At 65.9% G+C, this 25,395-nt stretch carries 22 protein-coding genes; 16 read left to right on the forward strand and 6 right to left on the reverse strand.

Going from position 1 to position 25,395, the window contains the following annotated elements:
- The first annotated feature begins 138 nt into the window (after positions 1-138).
- The 9 genes from FBT96_RS16375 to FBT96_RS16415 all read left to right on the forward strand — a co-directional run bounded on the left by FBT96_RS16375 (position 139) and on the right by FBT96_RS16415 (position 9,196).
- A complete protein-coding gene (locus tag FBT96_RS16375) occupies positions 139-1,548 on the forward strand; it encodes a type II and III secretion system protein family protein (RefSeq protein WP_136908494.1) in 1,410 nt (469 codons plus the stop codon).
- 4 nt (positions 1,549-1,552) lie between these two features.
- Positions 1,553-2,242 (forward strand): OmpA family protein, encoded by a 690-nt coding sequence (locus FBT96_RS16380; protein ID WP_136908495.1) that lies wholly within the window; start codon positions 1,553-1,555, stop codon positions 2,240-2,242.
- 233 nt (positions 2,243-2,475) lie between these two features.
- Positions 2,476-3,738, forward strand: a complete 1,263-nt coding sequence (locus FBT96_RS16385; RefSeq protein ID WP_136908497.1) for an AAA family ATPase — start codon at positions 2,476-2,478, stop codon at positions 3,736-3,738.
- A gap of 19 nt (positions 3,739-3,757) precedes the next feature.
- On the forward strand, positions 3,758-5,227 hold the full coding sequence (locus FBT96_RS16390; protein ID WP_136908499.1) for a CpaF family protein: 1,470 nt from the start codon (positions 3,758-3,760) through the stop codon (positions 5,225-5,227).
- Between the two features lie 11 nt (positions 5,228-5,238).
- A complete protein-coding gene (locus FBT96_RS16395; RefSeq protein WP_136908501.1) occupies positions 5,239-6,207 on the forward strand; it encodes a type II secretion system F family protein in 969 nt (322 codons plus the stop codon).
- A 10-nt stretch (positions 6,208-6,217) separates the two neighbouring features.
- A complete protein-coding gene (locus tag FBT96_RS16400) occupies positions 6,218-7,231 on the forward strand; it encodes a type II secretion system F family protein (RefSeq protein ID WP_136908503.1) in 1,014 nt (337 codons plus the stop codon).
- Between the two features lie 10 nt (positions 7,232-7,241).
- On the forward strand, positions 7,242-7,805 hold the full coding sequence (locus FBT96_RS16405) for a tetratricopeptide repeat protein (protein WP_136908505.1): 564 nt from the start codon (positions 7,242-7,244) through the stop codon (positions 7,803-7,805).
- Between the two features lie 25 nt (positions 7,806-7,830).
- Positions 7,831-8,691 carry a tetratricopeptide repeat protein gene (locus tag FBT96_RS16410; protein ID WP_136908507.1) on the forward strand — a complete coding sequence of 287 codons (861 nt, stop codon included), beginning with the start codon at positions 7,831-7,833 and terminating at the stop codon, positions 8,689-8,691.
- Positions 8,669-9,196 carry a prepilin peptidase gene (locus FBT96_RS16415; RefSeq protein WP_346655945.1) on the forward strand — a complete coding sequence of 176 codons (528 nt, stop codon included), beginning with the start codon at positions 8,669-8,671 and terminating at the stop codon, positions 9,194-9,196. The genes FBT96_RS16410 and FBT96_RS16415 overlap by 23 nt, the downstream gene beginning before the upstream one ends.
- Here FBT96_RS16415 and FBT96_RS16420 read toward each other — a convergent pair.
- The 3 genes from FBT96_RS16420 to FBT96_RS16430 form a co-directional block, all read right to left on the reverse strand.
- Positions 9,189-10,055, reverse strand: a complete 867-nt coding sequence (locus tag FBT96_RS16420; protein WP_136908511.1) for a 4-(cytidine 5'-diphospho)-2-C-methyl-D-erythritol kinase — start codon at positions 10,053-10,055, stop codon at positions 9,189-9,191. The genes FBT96_RS16415 and FBT96_RS16420 overlap by 8 nt on opposite strands.
- A complete protein-coding gene (locus FBT96_RS16425; protein WP_136908513.1) occupies positions 10,042-11,760 on the reverse strand; it encodes a tetratricopeptide repeat protein in 1,719 nt (572 codons plus the stop codon). Before FBT96_RS16425 ends, FBT96_RS16420 begins: the two co-directional genes overlap by 14 nt.
- 110 nt (positions 11,761-11,870) lie before the next feature.
- Positions 11,871-13,532, reverse strand: a complete 1,662-nt coding sequence (locus tag FBT96_RS16430; RefSeq protein ID WP_136908516.1) for an electron transfer flavoprotein-ubiquinone oxidoreductase — start codon at positions 13,530-13,532, stop codon at positions 11,871-11,873.
- A 252-nt stretch (positions 13,533-13,784) separates the two neighbouring features.
- Between FBT96_RS16430 and greA the strand changes: the two genes are divergently transcribed.
- Together greA and FBT96_RS16440 are read left to right on the forward strand one after the other, a co-directional pair.
- Positions 13,785-14,255 (forward strand): transcription elongation factor GreA, encoded by a 471-nt coding sequence (gene greA / locus FBT96_RS16435; RefSeq protein ID WP_169583533.1) that lies wholly within the window; start codon positions 13,785-13,787, stop codon positions 14,253-14,255.
- 24 nt (positions 14,256-14,279) lie between these two features.
- Entirely contained in the window at positions 14,280-15,320 is a 1,041-nt protein-coding gene (locus FBT96_RS16440) for a hypothetical protein (protein WP_136908520.1), read from the forward strand.
- Positions 15,321-15,368: 48 nt separating this feature from the next.
- Here the strand turns inward: FBT96_RS16440 and FBT96_RS16445 are convergent, their stop codons facing one another.
- Entirely contained in the window at positions 15,369-16,814 is a 1,446-nt protein-coding gene (locus FBT96_RS16445) for a tryptophanase (RefSeq protein ID WP_136908522.1), read from the reverse strand.
- 168 nt (positions 16,815-16,982) lie between these two features.
- On the opposite strand from FBT96_RS16445, the gene FBT96_RS16450 reads away from it, so the two are divergent.
- The 5 genes from FBT96_RS16450 (at position 16,983) to FBT96_RS16470 (ending at position 23,596) form a co-directional block, all read left to right on the forward strand.
- A complete protein-coding gene (locus FBT96_RS16450) occupies positions 16,983-17,195 on the forward strand; it encodes a hypothetical protein (protein ID WP_136908524.1) in 213 nt (70 codons plus the stop codon).
- Between the two features lie 399 nt (positions 17,196-17,594).
- Complete coding sequence (locus tag FBT96_RS16455; RefSeq protein ID WP_136908526.1) at positions 17,595-18,806, forward strand: acetyl-CoA C-acetyltransferase; 1,212 nt, start codon at positions 17,595-17,597, stop codon at positions 18,804-18,806.
- Entirely contained in the window at positions 18,806-19,303 is a 498-nt protein-coding gene (locus FBT96_RS16460; protein ID WP_136908528.1) for a cupin domain-containing protein, read from the forward strand. The genes FBT96_RS16455 and FBT96_RS16460 overlap by 1 nt, the downstream gene beginning before the upstream one ends.
- Positions 19,300-21,486, forward strand: coding sequence for a 3-hydroxyacyl-CoA dehydrogenase NAD-binding domain-containing protein (locus tag FBT96_RS16465; RefSeq protein ID WP_136908530.1), 2,187 nt, complete (start codon positions 19,300-19,302; stop codon positions 21,484-21,486). Before FBT96_RS16460 ends, FBT96_RS16465 begins: the two co-directional genes overlap by 4 nt.
- Positions 21,487-21,580: 94 nt before the next feature.
- The gene (locus tag FBT96_RS16470) at positions 21,581-23,596 is read left to right on the forward strand and encodes a M3 family metallopeptidase (RefSeq protein ID WP_136908532.1); all 2,016 of its coding nucleotides are present in this window, start codon (positions 21,581-21,583) and stop codon (positions 23,594-23,596) included.
- Between the two features lie 162 nt (positions 23,597-23,758).
- Here the strand turns inward: FBT96_RS16470 and FBT96_RS16475 are convergent, their stop codons facing one another.
- Both FBT96_RS16475 and FBT96_RS16480 read right to left on the reverse strand, forming a co-directional pair.
- Positions 23,759-24,640 carry a cation diffusion facilitator family transporter gene (locus tag FBT96_RS16475; protein WP_136908534.1) on the reverse strand — a complete coding sequence of 294 codons (882 nt, stop codon included), beginning with the start codon at positions 24,638-24,640 and terminating at the stop codon, positions 23,759-23,761.
- Between the two features lie 51 nt (positions 24,641-24,691).
- Positions 24,692-25,312 carry an SH3 domain-containing protein gene (locus tag FBT96_RS16480; protein WP_136908536.1) on the reverse strand — a complete coding sequence of 207 codons (621 nt, stop codon included), beginning with the start codon at positions 25,310-25,312 and terminating at the stop codon, positions 24,692-24,694.
- Between the last annotated feature and the right edge of the window lie 83 nt (positions 25,313-25,395).

Raw genomic sequence — 25,395 nt, forward strand, 5'->3', positions numbered from 1 at the left:
CAGGAAACGGGCCGCCAAACCGGTTGATTCTTGCAAAAAAATCAACACTCGGGCATTGTCTGCACCACACGGGTGAAAATCACCGATACCGGGCGACAGATCCGGGGGTAGCAGCGTGATCGGAGAGGCAGGATCACCATGAAAATGAAGAGTTTCTTCGGGGCTTGCGCGCTGGGTGCCGCGCTGGCGACTGCTGTGTCCCTGCCGGTTGCCGCGGAGACGCTGCGCATCGTCTCGGGAACGGGCAGCACGCCGCTGGCGGTGCCGATGAACCGTGCCGTGGTGGTGGAAAGCGACCAGCCGTTTTCGGAACTGTCGATCGCCAATCCCGGCATTGCCGATGTCACCACGCTCTCCGACAAGACGATCTATGTGCTGGGCAAGGTTCCCGGCCGCACGACGATGACGATTCTGGGCGCCGATGGCACGCTGCTGTCGAATGTCGAAGTGCAGGTCACCCCCGACATCGCCGAATTCAAGGAACGGCTGAAACAGATCCTGCCCGGCGAGAACATCGAGGTCCGCACCGCCAATGACGGCATCGTGCTGTCGGGCACCGTGTCGTCCTCGGCGAAACTGGACCGCGCGCTGGATCTGGCGCGCCGCTACGCGGGCGACCGGGTGTCGAACCTGATGAATGTCGGCGGCACGCAGCAGGTGATGCTGAAAGTCCGCTTCGCCGAGATGCAGCGCTCGGTGTCGAAGAACCTCGCCTCGTCGCTGGCGATGCGCGGCACGGTGGGCGGCGGCAATGCCCAGACCGGCGTCGTCACCGGCACCGGCAATTTCACCGCGACCGATGCGGTGGGCAATGCCTTCGACAAGGGCACGATGCCGATTTCCCCCAACACCCAGGGCGCGCTGGGTCTTGGCTTCACCGTCGGCAACATGGAGTTCGGCGTCCTGCTGGAAGCGCTGGAAAGCAAGGGCATGGTCCGCACCTTGGCCGAGCCGAACCTGACCGCGCTGTCGGGGCAGCAGGCGAAGTTCCTGGCGGGCGGCGAATATCCGATCCCGGTGGTGGACGACGATGGCGTGTCGATCGAATACAAGCCCTTCGGCGTCGAGATGTCCTTCATCCCGCGCGTCGTCGACGGCGATCTGATCAACCTCGAAATCGCCGCCGCCGTTTCCGCCATCGACACCTCGGTGACGATGTCGAACAACGGCACCACGGTGAACGCCTTCAAGCGCCGCGAGACCTCGACCACGGTCGAGATGCGCGACGGCGAAAGCTTTGCCATCGCCGGGCTGCTGCAGGACGATTTCAACGATCTGAACACGCAGATCCCGTGGCTGGGCGATGTGCCGGTGCTGGGCTCGCTGTTCCGCTCGACCGCGTTCGAACGCAAGCAATCCGAGCTTGTCATCATCATCACGCCGCATCTGGTCACGCCGACGCATGGCGAGGCGCTGGCCTTGCCGACCGACCGGATCCGGCTGCCCAGCGAATCCGAGCTGTTCCTGCGCGGCAAGACCGAGGGCGGTGCCGCGGGCGAAGTGGCGCGGCAGGATTTTTCCGGCTCCTACGGCTATGTGATGGAGTGACGGGATGAAGCTGGGGGGCCAGAGGATGCGCTATGGGGTGATCGTCGCGGGCGCGCTGGCGCTGGCCGGGTGCAGCAGTGGCGAAGTGGGCAGCCAGTATGAAACCGGCGGCTTCGGCAATGCGACGATGAACAACACCCTGATGATGACCGGACAACGCGATTTCGCCGTCAGCCTGACGCGCAAATTCGCCCAGGACGTGCCCAATACCGTCAACTTCGCCTTCAACTCGGATCAGCTGGACGGCACGGCGCAGGCGGCGCTCGTGCAGCAGGCGAACTGGATCCGGCAATTCCCCGAAGTGAAATTCCGCGTCTACGGGCACACCGACCTTGTCGGCTCGGATGCCTACAACAAGGCGTTGGGCCTGCGTCGCGCCCGCGCCGTCGTCGCTTTCCTGACCGGGCAGGGGATTTCCCGGTCCCGGCTGGAAGCGGTCGTGTCCTACGGCAAGACCCAGCCGCTGGTCTATGACCCGGGTCCGAATGCGCAGAACCGCCGCACCGTCACCGAGGTTTCGGGGTTGGTCAAGCGCACACCGCAATATCTGGATGGCCAATATGCGGAACTGGTGTTCCGGCAATATGTCGTCTCGGCCATGCCGGTCAGCATCATCACGCTGTCGACCGGCCAGAGCAACGGCGGCAGCGGCGGCGGCAGCGGTGGTGGCGCAAGCGGCGGCGCGCCGCAATAAGCCCGACGCAGATCTTCGTCTCGGGCGGGCTTTGGCAACAAGGCCCGCCTGTTTCATCGATCGTCGCCAAATACCCCACAATTGGAACAATCCGGCCCAAATGTTGCCCTGATTGGCCGCGACCTTCGGACAGCAGGAAATGGCGCGTCCCCGAGTCGTGCCCCTTTCGTGGCTGTGCCGGGCGCAGGCTTCCCCGGTTCCGGTCGCGAAATGCGTAACAAAGGACCGAGGCAATGAGTGCAGCAGCAAGTCTTTCTCCGGAACCGGCCCCGATCGTGGCCTGCACGGTCTCGCGGGACGTCTCGAATTTCGACCTGCTGATCGAGGACATGGAAGCCGAATTGGGCGAAAGCTGGGGCGACCTGACCTTCGAGGATGCGGTGGTCTTCCTCAACCAGCCCGATTCCGAACTGCTCGAATTCATCGCCATCGCGGTCGACAACGAGGATGAAAACAACCTCGCGCGGATTTCCGGCATCATCGGCACCGCCAAGGAAAAGGGCATCCGCGTCATCCTGATCGCCGAGGAAGTCAGTCCGATCGCCCTGCATCAGCTGCTGCGTCTGGGCGCCGATGATTTCGTGCCCTATCCGCTGCCCGAAGGCGCCCTGCACGAGGCGATCGAGCGGCTGGGCCAGTCCGATCTGCCGCCCGAACTGCCCGCTGCCGCCGCGCCGCCCGCCTTCAAGGCCTCGGGCGGGCGCGATGGCGTCGTGTTGCCGGTGCATGGCCTGTCGGGCGGGGTGGGGGCGACGACCTTTGCCGTCAATCTGGCCTGGGAACTGGCCACGCCCGAGGCCTCGAAGAAATCCCCGGCGCCGGCGCCGCGGGTCTGCCTGCTCGATTTCGACCTGCAATTCGGCTCTGCCTCGACCTATCTGGACCTGCCGCGCCGCGATCTGGTGTTCGAGATGCTGCAGGATACCGCGCATATGGATGCCGAAAGCTTCAATCAGGCGCTTCTGACCTTCAACGACCGGCTGCATGTGCTGACCGCGCCGTCGGAAATGCTGCCGCTCGACATCCTGACCGCCGAGGATATTTCCCGCATCATCGAGATGGCGCGGTCGAATTTCGATTTCGTGGTGATCGACATGCCGACCACCGTCGTCAGCTGGACCGAAACCGTGCTGAGCCAGGCGCATCTTTACTTCGCGCTGATGGAGCTGGACATGCGCTCGGCGCAGAACACGCTGCGGATGATCCGGGCGCTGAAGGCGGAAAACCTGCCGATCGAGAAGCTGCGCTTCGTGCTGAACCGGGCGCCGAAATTCACCGATCTGTCGGGCAAGTCGCGGGTGAAGCGGCTGGCCGAAAGCCTGGATATCGGGATCGAGGTGCTGTTGTCGGATTGCGGCCGGATCGTCACCCAGGCCAATGACCACGGCCTGCCGCTGGCGCTGTCGGCGGCCAAGGCGCCGCTGCGCAAGGAAATCCAGAAACTCGCCCAGTCCATCGTCGAATTGAACCGCGCCGCGGAAGCCGCCACGGCCTGAGCCGAGCCCGGAGATCGCCATGTTCTCGCGTTACAAGAAATCCGCCACCGCTGCGCCCACCGGGGGGGCCCTTGCCGCCCGGCCTGCCGCCGCGGCCCCGGTGCCGCAGGTGCCGATCGCCGCCGCGCCCGAGCCGCCGAAACCCGGCGTGCAGCGCCGCGTGATGCCCGGGGCGCCGGTGTCGGCGCAGGCGGCCGCCGCCGACAAGGAACGCAAGCGCAAGGAGCGCATGGGCGAGCTCAAGGTCGAGCTGCACAAGCGGCTTTTGGAAAACCTGAACCTTGCCGCGCTGGAACATGCCTCGGAAACGGAGCTGAAATCCGAGATCGCGGCGATCTCGGGCGAGGCGATGACCGAGATGTCGGTGGTGCTGAACGCCGCCGAACGGCTGAGCCTGCATCAGGAACTTTACGACGAGGTGATGGGCCTTGGCCCGCTCGAGCCGCTTTTGAAGGACGAGACCGTCTCCGATATTCTGGTGAACGGGCCCAATCAGATCTTTGTCGAACGCTTCGGCAAGCTGCAGCTGTCGGATGTCACCTTCAAGGACGAAAAGCACCTGTTGCGGATCATCGACAAGATCGTCTCGGCGGTCGGCCGTCGCGTCGATGAATCAAACCCCTATGTCGACGCCCGTCTGGCCGACGGTTCGCGCTTCAACGCGATGGTGCCGCCGGTCGCGGTGGATGGCTCGCTCGTCTCGATCCGGAAATTCAAGAAGGACAAGCTCGCCATCGACGATCTGGTCCGCTTCGGCGCCTTCACCGAGGAGATGGCGGCCTATCTGCAGGCCGCCGTGGCGACGCGTCTGAACGTGATCGTCTCGGGCGGGACGGGGTCCGGGAAAACCACGACGCTGAACGCGCTGTCGAGTTTCATCGACAACTCCGAACGCATCCTGACGATCGAGGACACGGCCGAATTGCAGCTGCAGCAGACCCATGTCGGCCGGATGGAAAGCCGCCCGCCGAACGTCGAGGGCAAGGGCGCGGTGACGCAGCGCGACTGTTTGCGCAACGCGCTGCGGATGCGTCCCGACCGGATCATCGTCGGCGAAACCCGCGGCGAGGAAGTCATCGACATGTTGCAGGCGATGAACACCGGCCATGACGGCTCGATGACGACGATCCACGCCAACAACGCCCGCGACGGCATCTCGCGTCTGGAAAACATGGTCGCCATGGCGGGCATCGAAATGCCGCTCAAGGCCGTGCGCAGCCAGATCGCCAGCGCGGTCAACCTGATCGTGCAGGCCTCGCGTCTGCAGGACGGCTCGCGCCGGATGGTCTCGATCACCGAACTGACCGGGATGGAAGGCGACGTGATCTCGATGCAGGAAATCTTCCGCTACGAACGGCTGGGCCTTGCGCCCGACGGCAAGATCATCGGCCGCTTCACCGCGACCGGGGTGCGCAGCCATTATTCGGACCGGTTCCGGCAATGGGGCTATGACCTGCCCGCCGCGATCTACGAACCGGTTCAGGACTGACAGGGGGCGCCATGATCATTTCCGCCACGCCGATCATCTATGGGCTGATCTTCGTCGCCGTGCTGCTTCTGGTCGAGGGCATCTATCTGCTGGTCTTCGGCAAGTCGATCTCGCTCAACAACCGGGTGAACCGCCGCCTTGAGCTGCTCGACAAGGGGCAGCGCCGCGAACAGGTGCTGGAGCAGCTCCGCAAGGAGGCGACGCAGCATTCGAAGGCGCAGGGCATTCCGCTTTATTCCCTGCTCGCCTCGAAGGCGCAAAAGGCCAATATCGCCTTTTCCCCGATGGCGCTGATCGGCGTGATGGCGCTGGTCAGCTTCGTCGCGTTTCTGGGCCTGACGCTGGGCACCGAGGCCTCGCCCCCGGTGCGGGCGGCGCTGGCGGTGGGGATGGGCGTCGGCGGGGTCTATTTCTGGGTCAACGGCAAGGCCAACAAGCGGCTGAAACTGGCCGAGGATCAGCTTCCCGACGCGGTCGAGCTGATGGTGCGCAGCCTGCGCGTCGGCCATCCGCTGGCTTCGGCGATTCAGGCGGTGGCGCGGGAAATCCCCGATCCGCTGGGCACCGAATTCGGCATCATCGCCGACGAGGCCGCCTATGGCCGCAATGTGGTGGATTGCCTGCGCGATCTGGCCGAACGGCTCGACATGCAGGATCTGCGCTTCCTGGCCGTGGCGGTGTCGATCCAGCAGACCTCGGGCGGCAACCTGGCCGAGGTGCTGGAAGGTCTGGCCAAGGTGATCCGCTCGCGGTTCCGGCTGTTCCGTCGCGTCCGCGCCATCACCGCCGAGCCGAAATGGTCGGGCATTTTCCTGTCGGGCTTTCCGGTCGCCGTGCTGGTGGTGATCCAGGTGGTGGCGCCCGATTACTATGACAACGTCAAGGACACGCCCTCCTTCGTTCCGGCCGCGCTGATCGTCTTCGCGCTTCTGGCGGCGAATGTGCTGTTCATGAAGATCATGACGACGATCAAGGTCTGAGGAGACAGGGATGTCCGCACAAGCGATCACCGAGATGCTGACCGGCTGGCTGGGTCCGATGGGCCCGGTCATTGCCGTTGCGGCGCTGGGCGCCGTTCTGGTGCTGGCGGCGCTGCCCGCGCTTTTGTCGAAACGCGAAGACCCGCTCGACAAGCTGCGCAAAAGCATCGCGGCGGGCGGCGGCACGGTCGGTGCGGCGCAGGCGACGACGAAAAAGGCGCAAAAGCTGCGCAACACCTCGGGCCCCGACAAGCTGCAGAAATTCGCCGGGTTTCTGGAACCGCAAAGCAAGGAAGAAATGTCCGAAAGCCGGAAATGGCTGCACAAGGCGGGTTATCGCGGCCCGCATGCGGTGCGCCATTTCCACGCCGTGCAATTCGCGCTGGCGATCTCGTTGCTGGGCCTCGGCGTGCTTTACGTGCTGTTTTACAATGCCGGACACGAAATCCCGCTGGAATCGACCAATGCGATCGCGGCGATCCTTGGCCCGGCGGTCGGCGGCTATTACGCGCCGCGCCGCTGGGTGAACCAGCGCGTCGCCGCCCGCACCCAGGAAATCCAGGACGGCTTTCCCGATGCGCTCGACATGCTTCTGGTCTGCGTCGAGGCGGGGCAATCGCTCGATCAGGGCATCATCCGGGTGTCGAAGGAACTCGCCAATTCCTATCCCGCGCTGGCCGAGGAATTCGAGACCGTCGCCCACGAGATCAAGGCCGGTCTGGACAAGCCCACCGTGCTGCGCGCCTTTGCCGAACGCTCGGGCGTGTCCGATGTCGCCTCCTTCGTCACCGTGATGATCCAGAGCCAGCAATTCGGCACCTCGATCGCCGAGGCGCTTCGGCTTTACGCCGCCGACATGCGCGACAAGCGGATCATGCGCGCCGAGGAAGCGGCGAACAAGATCCCGACCAAGATGACGCTGGGCACGATGCTCTTCACCGTGCCGCCGCTGCTCATCATCCTTGTCGGCCCCTCGGTCCATGATATGATGGAAAACTTCGCCGCCATCGGTGGTGGCCCTTAAGATGTGATCCATGCGCCTGACCCGTTTCGCGCCGCTTGCCGCGCTGTCGCTGTGCCTTCTGGCCGCCTGCATGCCGGGCGGCCTTGGCGCGTCGAAGGGCAGCCCCTTTGCCCCCGGCGCGGCCGAGGGCGAGGGCGTTGACGGGTTGATCGTCGGGCATCGGCTGATGGCGGCGGGCGAATACGAACTGGCGCTGAAGGCCTATTACCGTGCCGCGGGCGAGCAGGGGGCGACGGTCGATGTCCTGTCCGCGATCGGCTCGGCCGATCTGAAGCTGGGCCGTCTGGGGCAGGCCGAACAGATCCTGCGCCGCGCCACCGAAAAGGACGAACGCTTCGTGCCCGCCTGGAACAATCTTGGCGTCGTGCTGATGGAACAGGGCAAGGCCGCCGAGGCGGCGCGGGTGTTCCAGATCGCCTATGGGCTCGACAGTGGCGAATCCGACGCGATCCGGCAAAACCTGCGCCTGGCCCTCGCAAAGAAAGAGAAACCCGCCTATGATCCGCCGACGGACCGACCGTTCAAGCTGGTGCGGCGGGGGGTTGGAGAATACCTTCTGCTGACCGAGCAGTGAGGCACGAGCAAGAGGACGCAGCAACATGCGCCACCCGATCATCCTTGTGCTCCTTGCGGGCTGTTCCTTCGCGCTTGCCGGCTGCATGGGCCGCGACAAGGCCGAGGTCGACAAGGCGCTCGACTCGGTCAATGCGGTCGATGCGACGAACCTGTCGGACATCATGCTGACGGTGGGCGACCCGCGCGAGGCGGTGGCCTATTTCACCCGCGCGACGAACGAACACCCCGAGCGGATCGACCTGCAGCGGGGGCTGGGCAAGTCGATGGTGCGGGCCGGTCAGGCCGAAGCCGCGATCGGCGTCTGGACCCGGGTCATCGCCATGCCCGAGGGCGGCAATGACGACAAGGTGGCGCTGGCCGATGCGCAGATCCGGGCGGGCAAGTGGGAAGCGGCCAAGGCGACGCTGAACACCATTCCGCCGACGCACGAGACCTTTGAACGCTACAAGCTCGAAGCGATGGTCGCCGACAGCGAGAAGAACTGGAAGAAGGCCGACAGTTTCTACGAGACCGCCGCGGGGCTGACGACGCGGCCCTCGGGGGTGCTGAACAACTGGGGCTTTTCCAAGTTGACGCGCGGCGACGCCAAGGGCGCCGAGACGCTGTTCTCCGAGGCGCTGAGCTATGATTCCACCTCGTTCACCACCAAGAACAATCTGGTGATGGCGCGGGCGGCGCAGCACAAATACGATCTGCCGGTGGTCGACATGACCCAGACCGAACGGGCGAAGCTGCTGTATACGGCGGCGCTTTCGGCGATCAAGCAGGGCGATGTGACGATCGGCAAGGGTCTGTTGCAGGATGCGGTCGATACCTCGCCGGTCTATTTCGAGGAAGCGGCACGGGCGCTTGAAGCGCTGGATGCCGGGGGCAAGCGGGGCTGAGATGCTGGGTCTGAGCGTGTCGCAATCGGCTCTGGCGCTGTTCGTCGCCGTGCTGCCGATCTGCGCCTGGGTAAGCTATACCGATCTGAAATACATGAAGATCCGCAATGTCGCGGTGCTGGCGCTGATGGCGGTCTTTGCCGTCGTCGGCGTTCTGGTGCTGCCGCTGGAGGTCTGGGCCTGGCGCTGGCTGCATCTGCCGGTGGTTCTGGTCATCGGCCTTGTGCTGAACATGGCGCTGGGCGTGGGCATGGGCGACGTGAAATTCGCCGCCGCAAGCGCACCGTTCTTTTCCGCCGATCCGGGCCGGGTGATGCTGGCGATCGTGCTTTTGCAGGTCTGCCTGATCCTGGCCTTCGTCACCCATCGCATCGCCCGCGCCATTCCGGCGGTGCGGGCGGCGACGCCCGACTGGGCCAGCTGGGGGCATCGGAAATTCCCCTTCGGCCTGGTGCTGGTGGGCACGCTGCTGAGCTATCTCGGGCTGATCGCCGCGCTCACCTGATCTGCGGCGCGGCTTTCTGCGCCTGATCGCCAAGGCTGCCATGCGCGCTCCACCAGCCCGGATGACGGGCGGCCAGCGTCGCTTGCGCCGCTGCGGCCTCGGCTTCGGTGCCGAACAGACCAAAGCAGGTCGCCCCCGATCCCGACATCCGCGCCAGTTTGCAGCCGGGCAGGGCGGCAAGCACCGCCAGAACCTCGGCGATCACCGGGGCCTGCGCCACGGCCGGGGCCTGCAGGTCATTGCGCTGCGCGGAAAGCCAGGCGATGCAGGCATCCGCATCCCCAAAGGTCGGGATCTCGGGCAGGGGCGGATTGTCCTTGCGGCTCAGCGCCTTGAAGACCGAGGGCGTGGGCACTTCGACGCGCGGATTGACCAGAACCGCGGGCAGGGCGGGCAGGGCGACCGGGGTCAGATCCTCGCCGATGCCGCGGGTGCGGGCCGGGCGCGGATCAAGGCACATCGGCACGTCGGCGCCCAGTTTCAGCACCGCGCCCGCCTCGGGCAGGGGCTGTCCGGTCAGCGCCGCCATGCCGCGCAAGGCCGCCGCCGCATCCGACGACCCGCCGCCGATCCCCGAGGCCGCAGGCAGGCATTTCTCCAGCGTCACCGCCGCCCCCGCGCCAAACAGCGCCGCCGCCTTCAGCACCAGGTTTTCCGGGCCCGCGGGCACGGCCGCGCCTTCGGGGCCGGACACCTTCAGCCCCAGCCCCAGCCCCTCGGCCGGGGCCAGCGTCAGCCCGTCGCCCACGGGCGAAAAGGCGACCAGACTGTCAAGCAGATGATAGCCATCGGCGCGCTGGCCGGTGACATGCAGGGCCAGGTTGACCTTGGCCGGGGCGAAAACGTCAATTCTGCGCATGGTCCGGGTGCAGCGGCGCGGCACCTTCCTCCTTCAGCACGGCATCCAGCCCGACTTCGAGCTTGCGGCGGACGCGGTTGGGGTCAAGATCGGGCGAGGGCCCCAGATTGAGCGCCCGACGCCACTGGAATTCCGCCTCGCGCTGGCGTCCGACGGCCCAGTAGACATCGCCCAGATGGTCGTTCAGCAACGGATCGGCCGGGGTCAGCTCGACCGCCTTTTCCATCTGCACCACCGCTTCGTCATAGCGGCCCAGCCGGTAATAGGCCCAGCCCAGACTGTCGGTGATATAGCCGTCATCCGGCCGCCCGGCGACGGCCTTTTCGATCATCTTGAGCGCTTCTTTCAGGTTCTGCCGCTTCTCCACATAGGAATAGCCCAGATAATTCAGCACCATCGGCTGATCGGGGGAAAGCTTCAGCGCCTCGCGGAAGCCCTTTTCGGCCTTGTCCCACTGCCCCGAACGTTCCTGCGCGATGGCGCGCGAATACCACAGGCTCCAGTCGGTCGGGCGCGGCGTGCCGGTCAGCGCGATCGCCTTGTCATAGGCCGTGGCGGCCTCGGCGTAGCGTTCCTCGCGACGCAGCGTGTCGCCCAGCGAGGACCAGGCATTGGGCAGGTCGGGATGGCTGCGGGAAAGCTCTTCGAGCACGCCGATCGCCGCATCGGATTGCCCGGCCGAGACCATCGCCTGCGCCCGCCCCAGTTCGGCGGCATAGAAGGCGGGATTGTCCGGGCCGATCTCGGCATAGGCGGCGATCGCCAGATCATATTGTTCCTGCGATTCCAGGATGTCGGCGATCAGCAGCGCGGCATCGACATCGTCGGGGCGCAGCCACAGCGCCAGCCGGGCATGGATCAGCGCGAAACCGGGCAGCGAATCCGCGCTCAGCGCCAGCGCGACCGACTGGAACACCTCCGCCACGCCGTCGCGGGCCGATCCGATCCGGGTGAAGGGCAGGGTTTCCCCGGCCGCCAGCTGCTTGCGGATCGCGGCGATCTCGGGCGGGGCGGTGTCGCCATAGGCCCGATCGATCAGCGCCACCGCATCACTGTCGCGTTCCAGCTGCGAGAGCACCTGCGCATGGGCCAGAATGCCGCGCCGGGTGCCGTTGAAGTAATCGGCATATTTGCCGGAAAAGATCTTCTCGGCGCCCTCGTGATCGCCGACCAGCGCCGCGGCCAGCGCGCGGTGATAGGCGGCAAAGCCCTCGAGCCCCTCGATCTTGCCCAACGCCTCAAAGCTTTCCATCGCCTCGGACATCTTGCCCGCGCCCGCCAGCGCCCAGGCCTTGTAAAGCCCGCCCACCAGCTGACCGGCATCGCCGCCGCGGTCCAAAAGCGCCTGGCCCGCGGCGAAATCGCCCGAGCGCGCCGCCTCGGCCAGCATCACCAGCACCGCCACCTGCGAGGGCTGCTTGGCGGTGACCATCTGCGCCGCCAGATCGCGGGCGGCGGTCATGTCACCCAGCGACAGAAGGCTGACCAGCAGCCCTTCCTGCACCCGTTCATCGGTGGGATTGTCGGCCAGAAGGCGTTGATAATAGGTCGCCGCCGCGGCGTAATTGCTGTCCGTCGCCGCCGCCTGCGCGGCCAGATAGGCGCCCGCATCCTCGGACCGGACCGCGGTCGCGGGCAGGGCCAGGCCAAGCCCAAGGGCCGCGGCAAGGCAGAGAACAGGCGAAAGTCGGGAAAGGAAGGGCACGGATGGGTCCTTTTGATCGGGCTGGCCCAAAAGGTAGCGAGGCCCATCGTGCAAAGCAATCGGGGGCGGCGAAAGCCCCCCCCGCAACACGCCGATGTGACGCGCAAGACTCACATGTTGGGGTAGTTCGGCCCGTCGCCGCCCTGCGGCGTGGTCCAGGTGATGTTCTGCGACGGATCCTTGATGTCGCAGGTCTTGCAATGCACGCAGTTCTGGAAGTTGATCTGGAACTTCGCCTGATCGCCCTCGCCCAGCACCTCATAGACGCCCGCCGGGCAGTAGCGCTGCGCCGGTTCCGCATAGTCGCGCAGGTTGACCGTCAGCGGGATCGCGGCATCCTTCAGCCGCAGGTGGCAGGGCTGGCTTTCCTCGTGGTTGGTAAAGGCGAAGCTGACATTGGTCAGCCGGTCGAAGCTGATCTTGCCATCGGGTTTCGGATAGTCGATCGGCGCGAAATCCTTGGCCAGCCCGGTATGGGCGGCGTCGGTCTTCTTGTGCTTGAGCGTGCCGAAGAAGGAAAAGCCCAGCAGCGCATTCGTCCACATGTCGAGCCCGCCGAGGAACATCGAGGCCCAGATCCCCCACCAGGACCACATCGGCTTGACGTTGCGCACCGGGATCAGATCCTTGGCGATGGCGCCCGAGCGGACATCGGCCTCGTAATCCACCAGCTCGTCGCCTTCGCGCCCGGCCTTGATCGCTTTCGCGGCGGCATCGGCGGCGGCAATGCCCGAGAGCATCGCATTGTGGTTGCCCTTGATCCGCGGCACGTTCACGAACCCCGCCGAGCAGCCCAGAAGCGCCGCCCCCGGCACGGTCAGTTTCGGGATCGACTGCCAGCCACCCTCGGAAATCGCCCGCGCGCCGTAAGCCACGCGCTTGCCGCCCTCCAGCAGCTGCGCCACCATCGGGTGATGCTTGAAGCGCTGGAATTCCATATAGGGGTAGAGATAGGGGTTCTGGTAGTTCAGGTGCACCACAAGCCCGATATACACCTGATTGTTTTCAATGTGATAGATGAAGGACCCGCCGCCCGCGTTATGGTCAAGCGGCCAGCCCATCGTGTGCGACACCGTGCCCTCGCGGTGCTTCTTCGGGTCGATCTCCCAGATTTCCTTCATGCCGATGCCGAATTTCTGCGGGCATTTGCCGTCGGACAGGTTGTAGCGCTCGATCAGCTGTTTGGAGAGCGAGCCGCGCACCCCTTCGGCGAGGAAGACATATTTGCCGCGCAGCTCCATCCCGGGTTCGTAATTCGGGCCCGGCGTGCCATCGGCGGCCAGCCCCATTTCCCCCGCGACGACCCCGGCGACGCGGGTGTTGCCCGCGGCGTCCTTGTCCCAGACCAGTTCCGAGCACGACATGCCCGGGAAGATCTCGACGCCCATGCCCTCGGCCTGTTCGGCCAGCCAGCGGCAGACATTCGCCATGGACACGATGTAATTGCCGTGATTCGACATCAGCTTCGGCATCGGCCAGTTCGGGATGCGGGTCTGCCCGGCGGAGGAAAGCAGGAAGAAATTGTCTTCCTTGACCGGCGTCGTGATCGGCGCGCCCTTTTCCTTCCAGTCCGGAATGAGCTTGTTGAGGCCCCGCGGGTCCAGAACCGCGCCCGAAAGGATATGCGCGCCGACCTCGGAGCCCTTTTCCAGCACGACCACGTTCAGATCCGGGTCGATCTGCTTGAGCCGGATCGCCGCAGAAAGCCCCGACGGACCGGCCCCCACGATCACCACATCGTATTCCATCGACTCGCGTTCGATCTCGGCCATCTGGGGGCTCCTTCGTTCAGGCAGCAGCAGCGCGTTCCGGGGTGGTGGTAACGCGAATGGGAACATGAAGCAATTGTTACGCAGCGCTGCGACGCAACAATGTTTCGCATCTGCAGAACGGCCACGCCGGTCCGGATGCGGCACCCGGTCGGCGGAAAACGCCCTGCCACCCTTGACACCGGACCCGCTTGGCGGATTTACCTCACAGGGCTAAGAAGAAGAATTGGCAGCCAGCACAGGTCAAGGACCGCCATGGAAAAGATACCGATGACGCGCGCCGGCTACGACGTGCTCGACGAGGAACTGAAAACGCTGAAGTCCGTGGAACGGCCCGCCGTCATCAAGGCGATTGCCGAGGCGCGCGAACATGGCGACCTTTCCGAAAACGCCGAGTATCACGCCGCCCGCGAAAAACAGAGCTTCGTCGAGGGCCGGATCAAGGAACTCGAATCGGTTCTGAGCCGCGCCGAGGTGATCGACACGGTGAAGCTGTCGGGCTCGATCAAGTTCGGGGCCACGGTGACGCTTGTCGACGAGGACACCGACGAGGAACGCACCTATCAGATCGTCGGCGAGCACGAGGCCGATCTGGAACGCGGTCTTCTGAACATCAAGTCGCCGCTGGCGCGGGCGCTGATCGGCAAGGATGAAGGCGACAGCGTCGAGGTCCGCACCCCGGGCGGGCAGCGCAGTTACGAGATCCTGTCGGTCCGTTTCCTGTAAGCGGATCTGTACAAAGGTGGCGAGATGGGCGAGCCCCAGTCCGAGCGCAAGACCCCCGAGAGCGGTGCGGTGCCATGGTCGCCCGCGCCGCTGCCCGCGGCTGCGGCCTCGAACCGCACGGCATGGGTGGCGGGCGGGCTGACGGCGCTCTGGCTGGCGCTGGTCGGCGCCGTCTGGCTGTTCATGCCCGCGGGCGAGGTCTCGGGGCTGACGGCCGCCTCGCTGGTGGTGACGGTCGTGGGCGTCCTGCTGCCGGTGGTGATGATCTGGGTCGCCGCCGTCACCGCCCGCACGGCACAGGAAATGCGCGCCGAGGCGCAGGCGCTCAAGGTCGCGCTGGAGGCGATGCGCTCGGCCTGGCTCAATCAGAACCAGATCCGCGGCGGTCAGGCGCTGGAAAAGAAGCTCGACGAGGTGGCGATCGCCGCAAGGCAGGCGGAATCGGCGCTGGCGACCTTTTCGACGCGCCGCGACAATGCGGCGACGCATCCCCCGGCCGACCGCAAGGCGGCGTTGGCCGTGCCCAAGCCCGCGGCCCCGGTCGATGACCAGCCCCGGCTGGCCCTGGGCACGCCCGCCGAAGAGTTCAAGACGCCGGTTTCGGTGGCCGATTTCATCCGCGCCATGCAGTTCCCCGACAATGCCGAGGACAAGGAGGGCTTCCGCGCCCTGCGCCGGGCGCTGGAAGACCGGACGATGGCGAAGCTTTTGCGCGCGGCGCAGGATGTGCTGAACCTGCTGGCGCAGGACGGCATCTACATGGACGATCTGAAACCCGACCGCGCCCGGCCCGAGTTGTGGCGCCGCTTTGCCAAGGGCGAGCGCGGCCGCGAGATTGCCGCGCTCGGCGGCGTGCGGGATCGCTCGTCGCTGGCGCTGACCTCGGGGCGGATGCGCGCCGACACGATCTTTCGCGATGCGGCGCATCATTTCCTGCGCCAGTTCGACCGCACCTTCACCGAATTCGAGCAGAACGCCAGCGATCAGGAAGTCGCGGAACTGGCGGAAACCCGCACCGCCCGCGCCTTCATGCTGTTGGGCCGCGTCACCGGCACATTTGATTGAAGAACGGGTGACTGAAGATCGGGGCCCGCAGGCCCCGACCTTTGGGCCTTACAGGCTGTCGCCGAAATCGGCGCGGAACTTCGCCGCCAGTGTCTGTTGCCAGTCGCCCAGCGGATCCAGCCGCCCGTAGAAGAAGCGCAGGATTTCCGGTTCCTCGACAAAGACCAGCCCGCCGATCAGATCGCGGTTCTGATACAGCCAGTCGATCCGGTCGATGGCATATTTGACCTGAGACAGGGTGAAGACCCGCCGCGGCATCGCCAGCCGCAGCAGTTCCATGTTCGAATAGACTTCCGTCCCGTCCGGGTTGCGCTGTTCCGACAGCGAGCCGCGTTCCATGCCCCGGATTCCGCTGGCGATGAACAGCGCCGAGGCCAGCGCCCCGGCGGGATATTGCGACTGCGGGATATGCGGCAGGAAGCGCATCACGTCGATATGGCAGCCAAGGCCCCCGGGCGGGGTGATCACCGGCACGCCGCGCTTGTCGAGTTCCCGCACCATGTAGTCGATGAAGAGCGGCCCTTGCGAAATCATGTCCACGTCCATGGTTTCCTCAAGGCCCACGGTCAGCGCCTCGATTTCGCGCACCGACATGCCGCCATAGGTCAGGAAGCCCTCGTAGAGCGGCACCAGCACCCGCATCTTGCGGTAAAGCTCTTCCGAGCGGATGCAGATCGCGCCGCCCCGCGCGCAGCCCAGCTTGCGCGCCGAGAAATAGATCACGTCGCACAGATCGGCGATCTGCCGGGTGATCGCGGCAATGCTCAGATCCTTGCAGCTGTCCTCGCGGGTCTTGTTGAACCACAGGTTGTCGGCCAGAAGCGAGGCATCCAGAACGAAGAGCATCCCGTGCGTGTCGCAGGCGGCGCGGATCTCGCGCAGGTTGGCAATCGAGATCGGTTGCCCGCCAATCAGGTTCGTCCCCGCCTCCATCCGCACGAAGGCGATCTTCTCGGCGCCATGGGTGGCGACCAGCGCCTCGAGCTTGGCAATATCCATGTCGCCCTTGAACGGATGGGTCGAGGTGACCTCAAGGCCGCGGTCATGGGGTATTTCTTCGACCGTGCCGCCATTGAGCACGATATGCGCCTTGGTGGTGGTGAAATGGTAGTTCATCGGCACGATCATGCCCGGCTTCACCAGCACCTGAGAGAGGATGTTTTCGCAGGCGCGGCCCTGGTGGGTGGGCAGGATGAAGGCCATCCCGAACAGCTCGACCAGCTTCGCCGCGAATTTCTCGTAGGTGGCGGATCCGGCATAGCTGTCATCGGCGACCATCATCGCCGCCATCTGCCGGTCGGACATCGCGTTCACGCCGCTGTCGGTCAGCATGTCCATGAAAATGTCGCGGTTTTGCAGCAGGAAGGTGTTGTTGCCCGCCGCGGCGATCGCCGCCAAGCGGTCCTCGATCGGCGCGAGGGTGAGCTTTTGCACCACCCGCACCTTGTGCATTTCCAGCGGCACGGTCTCGCCGCCATAGAATTTCACGACCATCTCTTCCTCCCCGGGCCGGTGGCCCTGTTTCCCGCGGCGATTGAGCGCCAGAGCGCGGCTCCGATCAATCCGCGGCACCTGCGGCACAAGATCACGGCGAGGCGGCGTGCCCTCTGGCCTTCGCCGCCGCCGCCGCTTAGCTTGCGGCGGTCACAAGGGATCAGATCCATGCCCAAACGCCTGCGCCTGACGCGCCGCTTTCCGGTGGCGCTGACGAATGACGCCTATCGCGTGCTGCACCGCTTCGCCGAAGACGCCGGGCTGAGCCCGGACGAGGCGCTGTGCTTTCTCTTCGAGCATTTCAACTCGGTCACGCATCATGAAAATCTTGCGGTGCGGCTGCGGCTGTTCAAGGCGGAACTCGAGGATCGCAAGGCCTGAGGGCGCGCTTGCGGCCGGTCTCGGCAAGGGCGTATTTGGGCCAAGAAGAAACGGCAATCGCAAGAGGAAGGGGGCGGGTGCGCCCCGGCTGACGGAGGTCACTCAAGCCTCTGAGGAAGGTCATTCCCCGCGCCGGGGCGGCTTCTCTTTGGGCGGTCATCGGCTCGCCAGCCTGTACCGCGCGCCCAGCTTGGCAGGGCATGGTTAACAAAAGATTGCGCTGCGTCTTCTTGGCACAAATACGCCCTTTTCGCCGGTCGTGCCCTCGCTCCCTCGTGACGTTGCGCCACTTTGTCGCCAGGCTACTTACGCGCACGTCAATTCGTTGCAATATGGGTGCCGACGCGGGGCTTTCCGCGACGGGAGCAGGCCCGGCCTCGTCCGGGCAGAGGAGGATCGATGACCGAAGCCTATATCTATGACGCCTGCCGGACGCCGCGGGGCAAGGGGCGCGCTGATGGCAGCCTGCATGAAGTCACCTCGGTCGCGCTGTCGGCGCGGCTGCTCGATGCGGTGGCCGAACGCAACGGCCTGACGGGTCCCGCGGTCGAGGATGTGATCTGGGGCAATGTCACGCAGGTGGGCGAGCAGGGCGGCTGTCTGGCGCGCTCGGCGGTGCTGCTCTCGGGGCTTGATGAATCGATCCCGGGGCTTTCGATCAACCGCTTTTGCGCCAGCGGCATGGAGGCGGTGAACCTCGCCGCCAATCAGGTCAAGGCGGGGGCGGGCGCGGCCTATATCGCGGGCGGCGTCGAGATGATGAGCCGCGTCGCCATGGGCTCGGACGGGGCGGCGATCGCCGTCGATCCGTCGCTGGCGATGAAGACCTGTTTCGTGCCGCAGGGGATTTCCGCCGATATCATCGCCACCGAATACGGCTTCACCCGCGAGATGGCCGATGCGCTTGCGGTCGAGAGCCAGCGCCGCGCCGCCGAGGCCTGGGCCGAGAACCGTTTCGCGAAATCCATCGTGCCGGTGAAGGATCAGAACGGGCTGACGATTCTGGACCGCGACGAATATTTGCGTCCCGGCACGACGATGGAGGATCTGGCCAAGCTCAAGCCCGCCTTCAAGGACATGGGCGAGGTGATGCCGGGCTTCGACAAGGTGGCGATGCTGAAATATCCGCATCTGGAGCGGATCGCGCATATCCACCATGCGGGCAATTCCTCGGGCATCGTCGATGGCGCGGCGGCCGTGCTGATCGGCTCGAAGGAGTTCGGCGAGGCGCATGGGCTGAAGCCGCGCGCCCGTATCCGCGCCACCGCGAAGATCGGCACCGATCCGACGATCATGCTGACCGGCCCTGTCCCCGTCACCGAAAAGATCCTGCGCGACAGCGGCATGTCGATCCGCGACATCGACCTGTTCGAGGTGAACGAGGCCTTTGCCGCCGTCGTTTTGCGCTTCATGCAGGCTTTCGACGTTAGCCAGGACAAGGTCAACGTGAACGGCGGCGCGATGGCGCTGGGTCATCCCTTGGGCGCGACGGGCGCGATCATCATCGGCACGCTGCTGGATGAGCTGGAACGCCGCGATCTCTCCACCGGGCTGGCGACGCTGTGCATCGCCAGCGGCATGGGCGCGGCCACGATCATCGAGAGGGTCTGATGCCCAAGCTCGACCTGTCCAAGGCCCCGGTGAAGACCGGCTCGATCTACCCGGCGCCCTATGCCGTGCAGATGGCCGGGCGGTCCTCGATCCGGCTGGGCGATCTGGCCGGGCTGACGCAGTTCGGCGTCAACATCGTGACGCTGGAACCGGGCGCGGCGGCGTCCTTGCGGCACTGGCACCTGCGCGAGGATGAATTCGCGCTGGTGTTGGAAGGCCGCCTGACGCTGATCGAGGACGCGGGCGAGACCGAGATGACCCCGGGCGATTGCGCGGCCTGGAAGGCGGGGACGGCGAACGGGCATCGCTTCGTCAACCGCGCCGACGTGCCGGGCAAATTCCTGATCGTCGGGACCAAGGCCGCCGAGGAGGTGGCGACCTATTCCGACGTCGACATGCAGATTCACATTGCGGGCGGCAAGGCCCGCTTCACCTACCATGACGGCAGCGATTGGGCGGGCCCCCGCGACCTTGCGCCGAAGGGAGAGAGCAAATGACCGATTTCACCTGCGAGTTGGGCGCCGATGGCGTCGCCATCCTCACCTGGGATGTGCCCGGAAAGTCGATGAACGTGATGAGCCTCGAGGGCTTTGCCCAGCTCAGTGCGCTGGTTGACGGCTGTCTGGCCGATCCGGCCTGCAAGGGCATCATCCTGACCAGCGGCAAGAAGGATTTCGCCGGCGGCATGGATCTGAACGTCATCGCCAAGATGCGCGAAGGCGGGGCGGAGGCGATCTTTGCGGGCGTGATGCAGATGCATGCCGTGCTGCGCAAGATCGAACGCGCCGGGATGGACCCGAAGACGCTGAAGGGGGGCAAGCCGATCGCCTGCGTCCTGCCGGGCACCGCCTTGGGCATCGGGCTGGAACTGCCGCTTTCGTGCCACCGCATCTTCGCCGCCGAGAACCCGAAGGCGAAGATCGGCCTGCCCGAGATCATGGTCGGCATCTTCCCCGGCGCGGGCGGCACGACGCGGCTGGTGCGCAAGATGGGCGCGATGATGGCGGCGCCGTTCCTGCTCGAAGGCAAGCTTTCCGACCCCAAGGCCGCGAAAGCGGCGGGGATCATCGACGAGGTCTCGGCCGATCCGATGGCCGCCGCGCGCGACTGGGTGCTGAAGGCGACCGAGGCCGATCTGGTCAAGCCCTGGGATGCCAAGGGCTACAAGATGCCCGGCGGTGCGCCCTATCACCCGGCAGGTTTCATGACCTATGTCGGCGCCTCGGCGATGGTTTCGGCCAAGACCATGGGCGTCTATCCGGCGGCCAAGGCGCTTTTGTCGGCGGTCTATGAAGGGGCGCTGGTGCCCTTTGATCAGGCGCTGCGGATCGAGGCGCGCTGGTTCACCAAGGTGCTGATGAACCCGTCCTCGACGGCGATGATCCGCTCGCTTTTCATCAACAAGGAGGCGCTGGAGAAGGGCGCGAACCGGCCCAAGGTCGCCGATCAGTCGGTGCAGAAACTGGGCGTGCTGGGCGCGGGGATGATGGGGGCGGGCATCGCCTATGTCGCCGCCAATGCGGGCATCGAGGTCGTGCTGATCGACAGCACGCAAGAAGCCGCCGAGCGCGGCAAGGCCTATTCGACCGGCATCCTCGACAAGGGCATCCAACGGCGCAAGGTGACCGAGGCGAAGAAGGCCGAGGTGCTGGGCCGGATCGCCGCCACCACCGACTATGCCGCGCTGGCGGGTTGCGATCTGGTCGTCGAAGCCGTGTTCGAAGATCCGAAGGTCAAGGCCGAGGTGACGGCGAAAGCCGAAGCGGTGATCCCCGACACGGCGATCTTTGCCACCAACACCTCGACCCTGCCGATCTCGGGTCTGGCCAAGGCCTCGAAACGACCGGAAAACTTCATCGGCATCCATTTCTTCAGCCCGGTGGACAAGATGATGCTGGTGGAGATCATCCGCGGCAAGGACACCGGCGAGATCGCCGTGGCGAAGGCGCTCGATTTCGTGCGCGCGATCCGCAAGACCCCGATCGTCGTCAATGACGCGCGCTTCTTCTACGCCAACCGCTGCATCATCCCCTATATCAACGAGGGCATCCGCATGGTGGCCGAGGGGGTGAACCCGGTGCTGATCGAGAATGCCGCGAAGCTGGTCGGCATGCCGCTGGGGCCGCTGCAGCTGGTCGATGAAACCTCGATCGATCTGGGCGTGAAGATCGCCAAGGCGACCCGGGCCGCGATGGGCGAGGCCTATCCCGACAGCGCGGTCGATGCGGTGGTGTTCTGGATGGCGGACCAGGGGCGGCTGGGGAAAAAGGCCAATGCCGGGTTCTACGCCTATCCCGAGGGCAAGCGCGGCGGCATGTGGGAGGGGCTGGCGGCGCAGTATCCGCGCGCCGCGGAGCAACCCGAGCTGACCCATGTGCAGCATCGGCTGCTGATGGTGCAGGTGCTGGAAGCCGTCCGCGCCTTTGAACAGGGCGTCTTGACCGACATCCGCGAAGGCGATGTCGGCGCGATCCTGGGCTGGGGTTTCGCGCCCTGGTCGGGCGGCCCCTTCGCCTGGCTCGACATCCTTGGCGCGGCCCGCGCGGTCGAGATCTGCGATGCGCTTGCCGCCCAATACGGCGCCCGTTTCGAAACTCCGGCGCTTCTGCGCGACATCGCCGCCAAGGGCGACAGCTTCTACGGCCGCTTTGGCGCGGGCACGGCGGCGCAGGCCGCCTGAGCCCCCGGATCACGCGAAAGGGGGCGGTGCCGCGGGCATCGCCCCTTTTCCTTTGCGCCCGCGCAGCCTAGCTTTGGCTCAAAGGAGTGACCCCATGACCAATCCGCTTCTGGCCGAGGGCCTTGGCCCCTTCGCGCTTCCCGATTTCGCCGCGATCACCGACGCCGATTTCGGCCCCGCCTTCGATCAGGCCCTGACCGAGGCGCGCGCGAATATCGCCGCCATCGCCGAAAATTCCGAACCGCCGAGTTTCGCCAACACCATCGAGGCGCTCGAACTGGCCGAAGGCCTGCTCGACCGGGTGTCGGGGGTGTTCTACAATCTGGCGGGCGCCGACAGCACCCCCGCGCGTGAGGCGCTGATGCGTGATCTGGCGCCGAAGATGGCGGCCTTTGCCTCGGAAGTGACGATGAACCGGCCGCTCTTCGCGCGGATCGAGACGCTCTGGGCCGCCCGCGACGGTCTGGATCTGAGCCCGGAACAGGCCCGGGTGCTGGAGCTTTATCACCAGATGTTCCTGCGCTCCGGCGCGGCGCTGCAGGGGGTCGATGCCGACCGGATGAGCGAGATCAAGGAACGTCTGGCGGTGCTGTCGACCGCCTTTTCGCAAAACCTGCTGGCGGACGAACGCGACTGGTTCCGGCCGCTCGCCGAAGACGAGTTGCAGGGCCTGCCCGATTTCGTCATCGCCGCCGCGAAGGCGGCGGGCGAGGAGCGCGGGCAGGCGGGTCCGGTGCTGACGCTGAACCGCTCGCTCATCGTGCCGTTCCTGCAGTTTTCTTCCCGCCGCGATCTGCGCGAACTGGCCTATGAGGCCTGGGGCGCGCGCGGGGCGAATGGCGGGCCGACCGACAACCGGCTGATCGCGGCGGAAATCCTGAACCTGCGCGAGGAACGCGCGAAGCTTTTGGGCTATGACAGTTTTGCCGCCTACAAGCTTGACCCCGAGATGGCGAAGACCCCCGCCACGGTTCGCGATCTCTTGATGCGGGTCTGGGCGCCCGCCAAGGCCGCCGCCGAGGCCGATGCGGCGAAACTGACGGCGATGATGCATGAAGACGGCATCAATGGCGATCTGGAGGCCTGGGACTGGCGCTATTATTCCGAAAAGCGCCGCGTCGCCGAGCATGATTTCGACGAGGCGGCACTGAAACCCTATCTCTCGCTCGAGGCCATGCTGGCGGCGATGTTCGACACCGCGAACCGGCTTTTCGGGCTCGACTTCCGCCCGATCGCGGGGCCGTTCTATCACCCGGATGTGCGCGGCTGGGAGGTCAGCCGCAAGGGCCGCCATATCGCGGTGTTTCTGGGCGATTATTTCGCGCGGCCTTCGAAGCGTTCGGGCGCCTGGTGTTCGGCGATGCGGTCGCAAAAGAAACTGGGCGGCGAGACCCGGCCGATCGTAGTGAACGTGTGCAACTTCGCCAAGGGCGATCCCTGCCTGCTGAGCTACGATGACGCGCGCACGCTGTTCCATGAATTCGGCCATGCGCTGCATCAGATGCTGTCCGACGTGACCTATCAATTCGTCTCGGGCACCTCGGTCGCGCGGGACTTCGTGGAGCTGCCGAGCCAGCTTTACGAACATTGGCTGGAAGTGCCCGAGGTGCTGGAGCGTCACGCCCGGCACTGGCAGACCGGCGCGCCGATGCCGAACGCCCTGCGCGACAAGCTTCTGGCGGCGGCGACCTATGATCAGGGCTTCTCGACGGTGGAATTCGTCGCCTCGGCGCTGGTCGATCTGGCCTTCCACGAAGGCGCGGCCCCCGCCGATCCGATGGCGCTGCAGGCGCAGGTTCTGGCCGGGATCGGCCTGCCGAAGGCGATCCGGATGCGCCATGCCACCCCGCATTTCGGCCATGTCTTCAGCGGCGACGGCTATTCCGCGGGCTATTACAGCTACATGTGGTCCGAGGTGATGGATGCCGACGCCTTCGCCGCCTTCGAGGAAACCGGCGATGCCTTCGACCCCGCCACGGCGGAACGGCTCGAACGCTGCATCCTCTCGGTGGGCGGATCGGTGCCCGCCGATGCCGCTTGGCTGGCCTTCCGCGGTCAGACCCCGGGGGTCGAGGCGTTGCTGAAAGGCCGCGGTCTTCTGAACGCCTGAGGGACCGGTTCCGACCGGCAGAGGCGGGGGTTTCACACCCCCGCACCCCCGTGGGATATTTCCGCCAAGGTGAAAGGGAACCCGGGCTCTGCTTTCACCTCGGTGCAAATATCCCGGGGGGAGCCTCCGCAGGAGGCCGGGGGGCAGCGCCCCCCGCCTTGCCTAACCTTGCCAGACATCCATGTGGATGATCACATCGGTCTGCGGATAGGCCTCGCGGATCGCGCGTTTCAGGCTGCGGGCGATCGCATGGGCCGCGTCGAGCGATTGCTCGCCATCCAGCTCGATATGCAGCTGCACGAAGACCCGCGCGCCGGCCGTGCGGGTGCGCAGGTCGTGAAAGCCGCGCACCCCGGGCCAGAGCGCGGCGATCTCGGCGATGCCCTGCACCACATCGGCGGGGGCGGCGCGGTCCATCAGCGCGTGCCAGCTGGCGATGCCGATCTGCAGCGCGCCGCGCAGCATCAAAAGCGCCGCGAAAATCGCGATCACGCTGTCGGCCCGCGACCAGCCGAACCGCGCCGAAAGACCCAGCGCCAGAATCGCCCCCAGCGTCGGCAGCAGATCGCCCACGTAATGCAGCATGTCGGCCGCCACGACCTTGTTGCCGGTCAGCCGCGCCACGCGGCGTTGCCACAGCACCAGCGCCGCCGTCAGCCCGGCCGAAACCGCCATCACCGCGATCCCCGCGCCCTCGGCGGCAAGCGGCACCGACGGCGCCAGCAGCCGCTCGGCCGAAGCCCAGAGGATCAGCCCGCCCGAAGCCGCGACAAAGATCGCCTGACCGAGCGAGACCAGATCCTCGACCGAACTGTGCCCGAAGGTGTGATCGTCATCGGCGGGCCGCGCCGCATAGACGATCGCCGCCAGACCCGCGGCCGAAACAAAAAGATCCATCGCCGAATCGGCCAGAGACGCCGCGATCGACAACGCCCCGGTGGCCAGCAGCGCCCAGAGCTTCAGGCCGACCAGCACCGCGGCGACCGAGACCGAGGCGAACCCCGCCGAGAGGTTCAGTTTCTGCGAAGGGGCATCATAGGGCATGCGCGACTCGGGGCTGGGATGCGGGCCCTGTCCCTAACCGATCTGCCCGCCTCAGTCACGGAGTTCCTCGGGGTCGACGCCCCAGATCGCGGTTTTCGGCACCCAGCCGTCGGCCTCCTCGGCGCTGATCTCGCACCAGTCCGGGGTGCAGCTTTCCAGCTGGGCCACCGCCCCCATTTCCGCCAGCGCCACCACGGCCGATTTCGCATCGGCGCGGGCGTGCAGCTCGGTCATGTCATCCTCGACGATCACCGTGCGCACGCCCGACAAAAGCGCGTAATGCACCCAGCCGCCCGCGCCGTCGCGGTCTTCGACCCGGCGCCAATGGCCGAATTCCGCGGTGACCCGCAAGGGCATGCCGGGATGGGTGAAGACCCAGTCGATGCGGTGCGACAGCGAGGGGCCGCGCCGCGCGTTGCCCTCGGAGCCCTTGAGCGAGACATAGCGCGGCAGCGGCAGGTTCGTCACCGGACCGCGGCCGCTTTGCGCGGCCAGCGCCTGCGCCACCGCCTCGTCCGTGGGCGTCGGGCTGTCATCCAGCTCCTGCGCGGGGGCAGGCAGCGTGCCAAGTCCCAGCGCCGCGGCCAGGATCAGCCCCGCCAGCCTGGGCGACAGGTGTCGTTCACGATCGCGCGCGCAACAAAATTGCGCTAACACGCCAAAAATCGTCATTTCTGCTCTCTCCGGGCCTTGTAACTTGCCCCTTTGACGGTCAATTTGCACGCAAGCACACGAGTTTGGAAGAGAGGAGAGAC

Source organism: Rhodobacter capsulatus, from assembly GCF_005144475.1.
In the GTDB taxonomy this organism is placed as follows: Bacteria; Pseudomonadota; Alphaproteobacteria; order Rhodobacterales; family Rhodobacteraceae; genus Rhodobacter; species Rhodobacter capsulatus_C.